This is a genomic window from Brasilonema sennae CENA114 (genome assembly GCF_006968745.1).
GTDB lineage: Bacteria > Cyanobacteriota > Cyanobacteriia > Cyanobacteriales > Nostocaceae > Brasilonema > Brasilonema sennae.
The window spans coordinates 179,385-191,721 of record NZ_CP030120.1 but is presented as its reverse complement, the minus strand read 5'-3'; the positions used below and the strand labels follow the sequence as shown (position 1 = coordinate 191,721).

Below are 12,337 nucleotides of genomic sequence, written 5' to 3'. Positions count from 1 at the left end.
TAGTCGGGTAAGGTTCGAGCGTCACCGCTCTCCCCTCCCCTAAGAACGCAGCATGAGACTTTCGCACTCACTGCGCTCAAGCCTTACTTCAAGCGAGTTGACTTGGATTTTGTGTGTACCTGCTTATGACACGCTTTGTGTAGATGCTGAAGGTTTTTTACGTCATCAAGTCCACCTTGAGCAACAGGTACGATGTGATGGGTTTCTATTTCCTCTCCATTGAATAATGGTTCACCACAGGTACATTTCCAGTCTTGGTTTTGAGCGATTTTATAATTCCGAGAGTTTTTCTCCCAGTAGCTCTTACCATATTTTTGGTGGCGTTTTTCCCAATATTCTTTGAGTGAGGGGTCATCCGGTGATGCTTCCCCCTTGACCTTTACATGGCGTTCGATGGGCGTGTACGCTATCGGGTATAGGATTAAATCCTTTTGTTTGCCTCGGCGGTCGCTAGTAGATGTAGCGAACGTCCATTTCTTGCGATTTCTGGTCTGAAAGTAACGTTTCCGTACCCATTTTGTGTTCTTGTTGGGATGGCGACGTTTAGCCCAACGCCAGAGGTATTGCCATATTCTACTTTTGACATATTCAAAGGTTTCTTTACTAACCACACCTCTGTAATAATTAGCAAAACCTCGGAGAATTGGGTTCAGTCTTTTGATGACTACCTCTTGTTCACATCCGTTCATTGCTTTTATTTCTTGACCGATTCGTTTACAAAAGTCTAAGACTTTCTTTTTCGAGGGTTTGATAAGCAGTTTGCCATTATAATGGCGGTGATTGAAGCCGAGGAAGTCAAAACCATCTGCCATTGACGTTATGAACGTTTTCTCCGTACTGAGATTCAAACCTCTTTCTGACAGCCATTGCTGAATCTGGATTTGGGCATTTTCGAGGCTTCCTTTGTCTCTAGCTGTGACTATAAAATCATCAGCGTACCTAACCACTCCAAGTTTTGGATTGGTGGATTTTATAAAGGTTTCTAATCCATGCAATCCGATATTGGCTAGGAGCGGGGAGCAAACCCCTCCTTGTGGTGTACCCGTTTCTGTCGGGCTGTATATCCCTTCAAAGATAAATCCAGCTTTTAACCATCCTTTGATTAGGTTTTTGTTTGGGAAATTACCTAGTTGTCTAAGGATAGATTCATGGGCAATATTGTCGAAGAATCCTTGAATATCAGCTTCTAAAACCCAGTTATTTCTAGCATTTGGACTTGCATTTAATCTTATCCAATTTTGTGCTATGGCATCATGACAGCTTCTACCGCACCTGAATCCATAGGAGTTTGGTTCAAATACGGCTTCCCATTCGGGTTCTAGTGAATTGACTATTATTGCCTGTTCGATTCTGTCGCGCACGGTTGGGATTCCGAGCGGTCGTTTCTTACCGTTGGCTTTGGGGATCATTACCCGTTTTGTAGGATCTTGATTTCCTCCACTCCAGTTGTTTACCAGCTTCACTCGCTGCTTTGGGGTATTGATTATTTCTTTGTCAATTCCTGCCGTTGCTTTACCCTTATTGGTCTGAGTGATTTTCCGAACAGAGAGTAATAGGTTGGCGTAGCTTCTTTGCATTAACTTTTGGAGGTTTCTCAACTTCCGCCAGTTACCAAGTTTTCTCGCGAGAAAGATTCTTTGACGCAGATTCCTAACCGCTTTGTTGATTTTTCGCCAGTTGATTTGGCTCCAATCTTCTAGTGGTTTTCTTAGTCCGTTTGTTGTACCGAGGTACGACATCTAACTTGTCCTTGAATTAAGTTTCTTTGTGAGTTTCTCTTTCTCATAAGACCCAGAGTAAGTCTGCTATTCCTTTCGGTCAGGGGCAAAGTTTGAACCCCTATCTCGTTCATTACAAACGGGCTTTTGCTTTTTACTCCATCCTTTACCCTCCAGAGGATTCTGCTTTCCTTGCGGTTAGCTTACTATTGGTATCGACATCCTATAGACTCTATGGGGTTTACCTTGTTGTTTCGCTTAGTGTATATTCTCCTTTAGATGTTGACTTTCCTGCGGTGGGAGTTATATTCACACGATTTATAGAGCATAAAACCATAAATCTACCCACTTACCTTTTGGTTGGAACCTGTCAGCCTGATTTGGCTCCCTGTGCGATGACGCAGTTTAAACATCAATTTACTTTTGTTCATCTTGGGAGAACTCCCTCTTGCTCCTTACCACTTTGGGCTAGTAGTTAAGGTTACGTTTGTGGTCTGCATTCCGCCTGTTTCGTTACCTACTTGGGCGTGACCGGACTCCGGAAAGTCTTTTACATTAGGGTAGAGAGTGTGAATTCTCTAGGAGAGTCGGCTCTCCGTTCTAAACGACCTTTCAAGTCGCGCTTATGCTCCGTCCCTCTCAGTTAGATCCGGACGTGCCCGTTTCCGTGCATCCGGCTCCCGATGTTCTAAGGTTTCCCCTTGCTCATGTGGATGTAGTTGTGACAACTTTGATGTATGGCTAGAAGATTGTTTGCTTTCCAGTTCTGGTGGTTACCATCTACATGATGTAGGTGGATTGTTTCACCTGGTAGCATCTTCATGCCGCAGTGACCACATGCATGGTTTTGCCGTTTTAAGGCTTTAGAGGTTTCGCCATCGTAGAGCTTGCTGTTACGCTCGCTCCAGTACTGGATGTCTCCGTCGTACGGTGATTTGTTACCTTTGACCATGACATATTTTCTTTCGGAGCAAGAAACTGCTGGGAATGCTTTGTTAGTCAGCGTTGCGCATGACCATCTGTCATTCTTTGTTTCTTTGTTGAATACCTTGAATGCTTTGCGTCTGGTGAACCATAGTGAGAACCGTGCTCCATCCATTTTGCAGAAGCGGTGGTAATTCCTCCATCCTCTAACCAAGGGGGCTAATTTCTCAGCTTTTACCTCGGAACCATAATTAGAGCAGTTGACGATAGTTTTTACTTTTTGACGGAATTTCTTGAAGTTCTCCAGCGAGGGAGTGCTTCTTACTTTCCCGTTGTTCTGTACCTTGAAGTGCCAGCCTAAAAAGTCGAAACCATCTGTCGATGCGGTTATCTTGGTTTTCTTCTCACTGATTTTCATTCCTCTTTCTGCTAGGAATTGGCTTATCTTTTCAAGTATTTCTTTTGCATTATCTTTGGGTTTAAGAAAAATTACCATGTCGTCAGCGTAGCGGACGGTTGGTTCTATTATCTTGTTAGGAGATGTCCTATCGGTTATCTTTGACCCTTGGTTGTGATACCTGTGGACACTTTCTATTCCATTGAGTGCAATATTAGCTAGTAGGGGACTTACCACACCACCTTGGGGGGTTCCTTGTTCTGGAAAGTTGGGATGTATTCCGGCTTTTAGGCATCGAAAGATACCAATTTTCATCCCTTTTGGTGCTATCAAGTTATCCATGATAGTTGTGTGGCTTATCCGGTCGAAGCATTTTTCGATATCGAGTTCTATTACTCGCTTTTCTATTCCATTTGCGTAGGAGTTTAGGCTGTTGAGGACTTGTCTCTGTGCATCATGTGCTGAGCGTCCTGTTCTGAATCCATAGCTCCGTGCATGGAATGTTGCTTCATGTGCTGGTTCTAGAGCAAACTTTGCAAGGCATTGCCATGCTCTGTCTGTGATAGTGGGGACTTTTAAAGTCCGGAATGTTCCGTCCTTTTTAGGTATCGGGATTTCCCGTAATCTGTTATGATGCCAATTAGAGTAATTGAGCTTGAGGTGTTCCTCAAGTGCAAGGCGTTCTTCAAAGTTGAGGGACGCTTTGCCATCAATACCCGCAGTCCTCTTACCAGCATTAAGCTGAGTTACTTGACGTATAGCCAATAGCCGTGCAGCTTTGGATTTCAGAATCAGTTTCTGAAGTGACCGCGCTTTCCGCATGTCTCCTGCTTTAACTGCTTTGAACACTCTAACTTGTAGGCGGAATAAATTGCGCCGGAATTTCTTCCAGGGTAATTTGCTCCAAGATTCACTAGTATTGCTACTGTGTCTAATCATGCTCTGACTCCTAAGAATGTTTTCTGAACACCTTACAGCAATTACGCCGTATCCTACCCGTGTTAGGAGGTTTACACCTCTCGTCTGGTTTACCTGAGTTTTCGACCTTTCTCAAGACTCCTAACCCGTTTTTCTTCGTTCCCTAGATTAGATTGTTTTGTGTATTTTAGGTGTAACCACTTCAACCGTTAGAACCCCTTGTTCTTGTCGCTTGCTGGACTAACATCGACGGGGTTTTGTCTCTAACGAAGTCAGGGGTTTTTATGTTATGCCCTGCTTTACTTTGGGTTGCTTTTTTAGGTTCTGTCTCACCTTGTACACTCCCTGTTAGCGCCAGTGTCAGCCCATAACTGCCGTCTGATTGCGCCCTGCTTCCAGCTTCACTCTGCAAAATTCCGAGTTTGCTCGGTGTGGACAGGTAAGGAGTCACTCCTGAACTTGGAGGATAGGGCTTTCACCTACATCTTTTGTCTAGAGTTCAGTCAAAAATGATTGACTGGATATCTTATTTTGCGGATTTTAACCGTGATTCAGATATCAACGAATCGCACCGTCCAGAAATATGTAAGTAAGAATGTGAGAAAAATTACCATATTGGCGCAAAAATTGAGTTTAAGCGATAAGCCGGAGGCTTGACGCTCCGCGTATCGCATTCATCAATTTTGCACCCATAATTTTCATCTCCTAAACACTTGACAATGTAAGCCTTTCAGGGAATGAAACAGCCCTGCTATGAAGAAGGGAGAGGGTTTCCCCCCTTGATGAAACCTGGACAAAATTGCCCAACCTTTGCGGCGGGCACGGGTTAATCAGATTGGCAAGAGATAGTTATTGTATAAAATACCGCGCCCGCCGCAACCCTAATTGAGGGTTTTCTCTAGGGTACTTTGTCTAAGGTTGGGCAATTTTGTCTAAGATTAACCCAACCCCTGCACCCCGCCCCTTTGCCCCTAATCCCCACTCCGTGGGGGCCGGTGAGTTCCCCAAAGGGAACCCCACCTTCCCCTCTACCTCTTCCTTGACTCGTGACTCCTTTTATGAAAAATTTATACTTTGCTACAGCGAAAACGGTCCCAGTCAAAACTAACCAAGAAGCAAAACCATCTTCATACGACTTTAGCAAGTACACAGATAGGTTGTTTTCTCCTCAAGGATTAGCCTTGGCTGGAGGTATTCTAGCTCTCGTCATTCTGCAAATGTTTAGTGGCGGTAAAAAAGGTAAACTTGCAACTAGCTACTGGGGTGGGAGAAAGGAATCTGTTCGCGCTAAGAAAAAAGCCGTCAAACAGATATCTTTCCCTAAGTGCGATAGCGCTAGTTTGTATATTGGAGTACATAAAGACAAGAATCAAAAACTGCCCAAGGGAAGTGGAGGAGTCCCGCTTTATGTACCTGATGTCCAACGCGGAACGGCTGTCATTGGGGCACCTGGTAGCGGTAAGTCATTCTCTGCTATCAACCCAATGATTTACTCAGCTATTGACCAGGGCTTTGGTATAGTTCTATACGATTTTAAGTACCCCAGTCAAGCCAAAATCGCCAGTTACGCCAAATCAAAAGGGTATGACGTACACGTATTTGCACCAGGATTCCCCGAATCAGAGGTATGTAACCCAATTGATTTTTTACGCGATAGTAGCGATGCTGAAACTGCACGGCAATTAGCTACAGTGATTAACAAAAACTTCCGGTTGCTTGGAAATGCGTCTGAAGATGCATTCTTTGGTCCTGCAGGTGACCAACTAACGCAAGCAATCCTCATGCTCACCAAGGAGTTCGGCGAACATGCTGATATTATGACTGCTGCTGCAATTGTGTCAAGTGAAAAAATGGTAGCACGCTTGATGGCAGCAGAACTAAACCCTTGGATTAAAATAGCTTTTGGTCAATTATTTAGCTCAGCAGGTTCCGAGAAAACTGTTGCGGGCATTGCTGGTGGCGCTTCATTGATGTTCACTCGGTTTATGGCAAGGGGTACGTTGGGCTGCTTTGTCGGTAAAACTACACTTCCCCTGGAGGTAAAACGCAAGCAGATGATTATCTTCGGGTTAGATCGAGAACGCCGCGATGCTGTCAGCCCTCTCATGACTAGTATCCTTCACATGGTAGTCTCCCGCAGTATTGCCAAAAAGCGTAAAGAGCATGGCCCTCTAATAGTATGCCTTGACGAGTTACCATCAATCTTCCTTCCAGACTTATTTAAATGGCTTAACGAATCTCGTTCCGAAGGATTTTGTGGCATTCTAGGTTGGCAAAATATGGGTCAGCTTGAAAAGATTTACGGTAAAGAAATATCTCGTGCAATTCTTGGTGCGTGCGGTACAAAGTTTGTTTTCAATCCTGGTGAAGAAGAATCAGCACGATTATTTTCTGCATATTTAGGCGAACAAGAAATTAAATATAAACAAAAATCTCGGTCAACAGGAGGTGGTAAAGCTAGTACATCTATCAGTGACCAAGAACGGACTCGCAAGCTATTTGAACCAGCCGAGTTTCTCAAATTACCACCTGGAAAATGTTTGTTTATCAACCCTGGTTATAGTAACCAAAATGAGGGTTCAGTCCCACTATTAAAAAATATTAAGATAGCGAAATCTATCATTGCACTCGAACAAGAAAACGATACAAAGTGGGATACAATTATCAAGCAACTTGCTCGAAAAAGTACCCAGAGAAAGCCAACACAAGAAGATTTAGATATGCGAGTGTCGTCCGTCAACAAGCGCTTTCCAATTCCGCAAGCACCTGTACAAGCAGGTAGTGCACCTTTACCAGTTGATGCATACAAGAGCTTTTTCTAAATATGAAATGCAAGGCAAGCAGAGGGAGCAGGGGAGGCAGGGGAGGCAGGGGAGGCAGGGGGAGATTAATGATTCATCAACCAAGGTAATGGATTATTAATCATATTTACTAGACCCGATAAAACTTGATTGTAATTGCTGTAAAGTTCTCGTCCCGCCTCCACATTCATGTAGTTGCATTTGACAGCAAATTCAATCCATGTTTGGGTTTCAGATGCTTCAGCTATTCCCTATGCGCAGAGCGCACGCCAAGGGCGAACGGGAACGCTACGCTAACACAATCATTCAATTTAGCTACGAATGCTGCCTCATAACGACGTTTGCGCGCCCGCTTCTGCCATGTTGGCACATACAGAACGTGATGAACGCCGAATTTGGTGAAGCAGCGCGGTCTTGGGGGTTTCCCCCATGTTAGCGGAGCGAGCCGTAGGCTGCGACTGCTGAACCCGGAGGGTCAGTTAATGAATATCTTTCCTCCAGAGGAAACTTCTTCGATAGCTCAAAAATTCTCATTGCTGCTTCAAAGGCAATTTTGTAAATTCCCAAATCTTTATGGTCTTTAATTGCTTCTTTAGGCATTTTCTTCCCTCCTCTACTTTCCCCACTCTCTTCACCATGATTCCATTTTTTCATGTTCTTCCCCCCCCCTGCCTCCCCTGCTCCCCCTGCTCAAGAACTGCTTACCTTAACAGATAACCGAACCGTATTGAAATTCTTCCCTCTTCACATATGTTCGACCCCAAACAAACTCAAATTAATGAATCGTATTTAAATACAGCCAATACTGTAATTAAAACAAGTCGAGAATTAAGCAAAATCCTCATCAATGCACTTACCGAGATAACTAAAGTCATTCTCGAAAAACTTAAAGAAGCTCGAGAAGCAAGTAAAATAGCAGTTGAGATTGGCAAAGACATCTATAATCTTGTACCCGACGAATCCACCCCTGGTGCATATAAATGGGAGAAAGTTGATTTAACTAACCCAAGTACAAAAAACAATCAGGAAACTAATATTGTATTAATGCCCGACTTATTCAGAGAGGGTCAATACACAGTAGAAACTGAGCCAAATACACAAACTGAGCCTTTTACTAATTATCAAGCACAAATAATCGTCACCAGGTTAGTAGAAGATGTACCTGATTTAGGTAGTGATTATCAACAAACTAGTGAAAGTGCTCTCAAAATCACAGCTTATTTAGAGTCTGATGGTTCGGATAAACAAATCGTTATCTACGAACAAGATAGTAAAGGTAAGTGTACAACTAATCTCGTTACCGAAATACTGAGTCAGGATGAAATCATAGATGTAGCTAGCGTTCCACTCGTTAAGCTATTACCTCCATCTTCTGAAGTCATCAAAAATCACTCCGAGACAAAACAGTTATTATCTGATAGTGAGAATTTCGCTGCAACAGAAGAAAATTCACTGAGAACTGAGTCACCTGAAAGCACCTCATCTCCTGAAGAGAATCTCGAATCAAGTCATAGTTTTGAAGATGATGTAGTCAATTATTCTCAAGAAGAAATAGCACAAACTGAACCAAACTCTCAAGCCCAAGAGACAGTTACTAGTAACAAAAAATCGGAAAATAAAACTGAAAACGAGGTCAATGAAAATTCAAACCGCAATCAATTTTTTGCACAAGAACCAGAAGAGTTGGAAACCAAGAATCGAAGGAGATATGCACCTGAATTTACCTATCAAGAGGTGCGACTATCCCAAGGGGTGGAACCAGCAGCACAGCAATGGGCGCGTCAGGTTGAAGTACCTATTTACCAGATTAAGCACAAGCAAGCACTCTTGGAACGCTACAACGGTGAAAATAAGGACATTGCTGAAACTGCAACGGCAATGTTAAAAAAATACAGCACTCTTGAGCAAGATGGATCGCGTATTTACCGCAGCGATGCGTTTGTGATTCGCGCCTGTGGAGATACCATCAGCATCCACCGCCGCAGTGATGAACTATCTGGATGGGAAAACTCTTTGATGGAGTTCAAACTCAATAAAAAGAAAGAACTCAAAATAACGAAAAAGCCCATTGAGATGTTACCAGTGGAACGTCAGGAGTTTCTCATGGTGGCAGAACACCTAAATGATAATGGCAAACTGCCCAACCTTAGCAATGCCGATATCCGCGATGTCGCAAATTCACTTGGGAGTTTAGCACCTGCTGGGACAATTAAAACCCTGGAAGTATTTAAACAAAACGAGATGTTGCTCACCCTTAACAACGTCCTCCTCCAAGCAGATAAAGAAGAACTTACGGTAGGTGAGTTTACCATTAGGCGATCGCGTGACAGAGAAAACAATCGAGCAAGCCTGCAATTGTTTAAAACCACTGAGGAGAAGGGAACCCAGGAACAAGTCCGGTTTGACCTAACCAAAACCGAAGCTGGTATCACCAAAGAAGTCAGTAAGATGAATATTTCTGACTACGATATCAACCGGGTGAAGTTTATTGCCCAGAATGCCCAAAAACTTAACTTGGAACAAATCTTCGGTAATGAACAACCTACAGCTGCAGCCGCACCTCCCAAGGAACAACCAATACAAACGGCTGGTGATATCCCCGTTAAGGTTCACCCATATATCGCCGAGGAATGGGCAAACATGGTCAAGTATGGTGGTCCTGACTGGGGAGGGGCGATGAACCAGGGTAATGAAGAAATTCTTCAGCGGATAAAGGACAACGACGGCAAGTTACCAATTGCTGACCAGCGGGAGATGTACTTTAAGATTTTAAACTATAAGACAAATGAAGCCCAAAAGAAAGGAGAAACAGTCGTCGATTTTGTTGGGCTTAAAAATATTATGAACGACTTACGAGCATGGCGCACTCAAGAAATCAAAATACAGTACACTCCTACAGAACACATCCCCTCTCCCCAACGCCAAACTGTCACCGCAACTGCACCTCAAGCTAAGTCGGGAGGAGTTGAACTATGAAATTCAAAAGGGAACAGGGAACGGGCAACAGGCAACAGGAAAATCCCCGCAGTTAAGTTAGGGGATTTGGACAAGGACACCTTGTTTCAAAGCCCTGCGGGCACGCGCAAGGGACGCACTACGTGTCTCGAAACAATTTTTTTCTTCTTTTCATACCATAAGGAGCGGGGCTTGGGACCCAATGTTCGGGCAGGTTTTTTTCTTACTGTTGCCTGTTCCCTCTTCCCTGTTCCCTGCCCGAAGGGCTTGGTGATATTTCGGAAATTGCGATTCAATCTATCATCCAGAGCGGTTCATTCTGATAAAAATTCTCAATTAAAGGTGCGATGCTCCGGTAGGGAGCCGAAGCATTGCTGATCGCTTTCATTAACTGATCACTCAAACAAAAATCTTATCAACTCCCTCCTCTTGCAAACCTTTCTAATAATCCCTCACGGGATAAATTAGGCAATTGCAGTAGTACTCTAGCAAACTCCTCTGGTGGTAACTGTAGCAAAACATCAATGACTCTCGACAGTTCGTCATCCAGAGAACCAAACTTGACTTTGAGCAAGTTTTCTACAACTGAACGCTGTCCTTCTTGTACAGCCGCCGCTCTGGCTTCCCGATAAGCTTCTGATAAATTCACAATCAACTCCTGCTCTTCTTCAGTTAAATTTTCCTGAACCTCTACGCTCACACGCCAATTAAAAATCAGTTCTAGGACGTTGCGACGTAAAGGGTTTAGGCGTGGAAGTGCAATCAGTTCTCTAACCGCTTGCTGTTGAACTGTTCCCCGTCCTAAAAGCCGGAACCAGAGTGTTTCGTTTGTAACTGGTAACTGGTTGATTGCCACTATCCCCGTCCTAAAAGACTTAGGTAGAAAGTAAATACCTGACGACCAGTTTTCTAACTCTAGTCTAGCGCCAAAGCTATCCAGCAAAGCCGCTGAAGCAGAAGGTGCCAAAATCCAGAGACGAGGTAAATTATCTTCTGGCAAAGATGTACTTTCTCGTTTTGCTTTGCGCTGAAACTCTCCGTACACGGAAAATAGCTTCAGGATACAATTTCTCACTTCTGTTTTGCTTGGTGGATTGCGAAAGGGTTCTAACAACGAGGCACTCGCTGCAATACTACCAAGCAATCCTAAAGACTGCGGGTCAGCGTCAGGTGATGCTGTGGGGGAAAATAGAATGTCTACTTGTCGGACTTCATCAGTCACTTCACGACTGACTTCTACCTTTCCAAAAGGCGAGAGTAACTCTTCCAAATACTGCTTTGCGAACTGGTCATGAGGCTGTCGAGTCATTTATTTTCAGGTGCGGTAATCTCAATTTACGTTGCGCTAACAATAAGCGCATTGGTGTGCCAGTTGGCGTGTGAAGGTCGTCACTAGAAACTCAGCAGAGATATCGCTTTGTCGAGATTCACTTTGGCTTCATACAATGCCAATAACTTGTGCTGTTCCAATTTATATGGCATTGGCATTGTCCGCCCTTGCGAGGAAGCTTTAATTAAGGCTGCTTGCTCGCGAGTGGGCAACCCAAGAGCGTTATAGGCAACTATTAAAGACTCGATGCCATCGCGTCCAAGGTACTTAAGTCCCACCTCACGCTGCATTTGTGAAATAGCGATGTGGGGAAAGGACAGCAAAACAGTAGACCAAGAAGCCCTGAGTAATGGGTCATCGTGTGCCTTTAATCCGTATTGATTACACAAGGCTGTCAATTCTAGAAGGCTTTTGGTTTCAAGTTCAATTCGTGTAAAAATCACTGGTCTGGCTCCATACAGCAAGAATAGCCAGTTGCTCAAAGAACAACTGACTGATGACTTCTTTATTTCTATGCGTTGACTATGGCTGCGACTGCTTCATCGCTGGTGCGCCATTGTTGACGCTCGTCTATGCAGCAAGGTTGCGATACCCAAAAACCGTCGAGGTTTTGATAGAACGTACCGAAACAGTTGATTCCTAGTTGACCACCCCATACGCGGTAGAGTTTGCCGAATATGTCATCAGTAGAATCAATTTCGTAGTGTGCAGTATCGGACGATTGCTGTGCAAGGTATGTGGATAGTTCAAGTTGAGCTAGAGCTTGATTGTCGAGCGTTAAGTGAGACATAATGAATCAAACCTTTAATTAAGGGTTATTGAGAGAGGCGGTGCTCTGTGGAAAGTGAACCGCCTTTCTAGTACTTCTCATTGTAAGTTGTTAGCTAACAACTTACAAGTGTTAGCTAACAACTTACAGTAAAGTGGTAGCTAATAGTTTACAAGTGGAGTGTTAAAGCTTGTGATTGCAACTCAAATGAAAGTAAGGCGAACAGTGGACAAGGAAGTTCCCGGACTAGGGCAGCGAATAAAAGAGGCAAGAGAAGCTGATGAGCGCTCTTTAGAGGTTATTTGCGCCGAAATTGGTATATCGCGTGTCTACTGGTATGACATTGAAGCAGAAAGAGTCAGGAATGCTTTACCTGAAGAAACTCTTCGTAAAATCGAAAAGGTGCTTGGAGTTAACCTAGGAGTAAATTTCGATAATTGACCCATCAACTATCGACCCTCTTGTCCTTCCTTGCGATACGCGCTCGTCCCAAGGGGACACGAAGAATGCAACGCGTCAAGCCCG

8 protein-coding genes and 1 pseudogene are annotated in these 12,337 nt (G+C 43.9%); 3 read left to right on the top strand and 6 right to left on the bottom strand.

From position 1 onward, the window contains the following. Positions 1 to 83 precede the first annotated feature (83 nt). Both ltrA and DP114_RS34235 read right to left on the bottom strand, forming a co-directional pair. Complete coding sequence (gene ltrA / locus DP114_RS34240) at positions 84 to 1,739, bottom strand: group II intron reverse transcriptase/maturase (protein WP_169264597.1); 1,656 nt, start codon at positions 1,737 to 1,739, stop codon at positions 84 to 86. Between the two features lie 667 nt (positions 1,740 to 2,406). Then, the gene (locus tag DP114_RS34235) at positions 2,407 to 3,978 is read right to left on the bottom strand and encodes a group II intron reverse transcriptase/maturase (protein ID WP_169268591.1); all 1,572 of its coding nucleotides are present in this window, start codon (positions 3,976 to 3,978) and stop codon (positions 2,407 to 2,409) included. A 1,037-nt stretch (positions 3,979 to 5,015) separates the two neighbouring features. Between DP114_RS34235 and DP114_RS34230 the strand changes: the two genes are divergently transcribed. Beyond that, positions 5,016 to 6,779 carry a type IV secretory system conjugative DNA transfer family protein gene (locus tag DP114_RS34230; RefSeq protein ID WP_169268483.1) on the top strand — a complete coding sequence of 588 codons (1,764 nt, stop codon included), beginning with the start codon at positions 5,016 to 5,018 and terminating at the stop codon, positions 6,777 to 6,779. Positions 6,780 to 6,844: 65 nt separating this feature from the next. Here the strand turns inward: DP114_RS34230 and DP114_RS36615 are convergent. Next, positions 6,845 to 7,358: pseudogene (locus DP114_RS36615) on the bottom strand (four helix bundle protein). A gap of 150 nt (positions 7,359 to 7,508) precedes the next feature. Here DP114_RS36615 and DP114_RS34220 point away from each other — a divergent pair. After that, positions 7,509 to 9,734 (top strand): hypothetical protein, encoded by a 2,226-nt coding sequence (locus DP114_RS34220; RefSeq protein ID WP_169268481.1) that lies wholly within the window; start codon positions 7,509 to 7,511, stop codon positions 9,732 to 9,734. A gap of 394 nt (positions 9,735 to 10,128) precedes the next feature. On the opposite strand, the gene DP114_RS34215 is transcribed toward DP114_RS34220, so the two are convergent. The 3 genes from DP114_RS34215 to DP114_RS34205 form a co-directional block, all read right to left on the bottom strand. Next, the gene (locus DP114_RS34215; RefSeq protein WP_169268480.1) at positions 10,129 to 11,022 is read right to left on the bottom strand and encodes a hypothetical protein; all 894 of its coding nucleotides are present in this window, start codon (positions 11,020 to 11,022) and stop codon (positions 10,129 to 10,131) included. 83 nt (positions 11,023 to 11,105) lie between these two features. Next, a complete protein-coding gene (locus DP114_RS34210; RefSeq protein WP_169268479.1) occupies positions 11,106 to 11,486 on the bottom strand; it encodes a hypothetical protein in 381 nt (126 codons plus the stop codon). A 68-nt stretch (positions 11,487 to 11,554) separates the two neighbouring features. Continuing rightward, positions 11,555 to 11,833: a hypothetical protein gene (locus DP114_RS34205; RefSeq protein WP_169268478.1), complete on the bottom strand. Its 279-nt coding sequence runs from the start codon at positions 11,831 to 11,833 to the stop codon at positions 11,555 to 11,557. A gap of 186 nt (positions 11,834 to 12,019) precedes the next feature. Here DP114_RS34205 and DP114_RS34200 point away from each other — a divergent pair, with 186 nt between their 5' ends. Next, positions 12,020 to 12,253: a helix-turn-helix domain-containing protein gene (locus DP114_RS34200; RefSeq protein ID WP_169268484.1), complete on the top strand. Its 234-nt coding sequence runs from the start codon at positions 12,020 to 12,022 to the stop codon at positions 12,251 to 12,253. The last annotated feature ends 84 nt before the right edge of the window (positions 12,254 to 12,337 follow it).

Excerpts from the sequence above, each read along its gene's own strand:
- DP114_RS34220 (WP_169268481.1), top strand. The coding sequence starts at position 7,509 with ATGTTCGACCCCAAACAAACTCAAATTAATGAATCGTATTTAAATACA.
- DP114_RS34230 (WP_169268483.1), top strand. The coding sequence starts at position 5,016 with ATGAAAAATTTATACTTTGCTACAGCGAAAACGGTCCCAGTCAAAACT.
- DP114_RS34200 (WP_169268484.1), top strand. The coding sequence starts at position 12,020 with ATGAAAGTAAGGCGAACAGTGGACAAGGAAGTTCCCGGACTAGGGCAG.
- DP114_RS34215 (WP_169268480.1), bottom strand. The coding sequence starts at position 11,022 with ATGACTCGACAGCCTCATGACCAGTTCGCAAAGCAGTATTTGGAAGAG.
- DP114_RS34205 (WP_169268478.1), bottom strand. The coding sequence starts at position 11,833 with ATGTCTCACTTAACGCTCGACAATCAAGCTCTAGCTCAACTTGAACTA.
- DP114_RS34235 (WP_169268591.1), bottom strand. The coding sequence starts at position 3,978 with ATGATTAGACACAGTAGCAATACTAGTGAATCTTGGAGCAAATTACCC.
- ltrA (WP_169264597.1), bottom strand. The coding sequence starts at position 1,739 with ATGTCGTACCTCGGTACAACAAACGGACTAAGAAAACCACTAGAAGAT.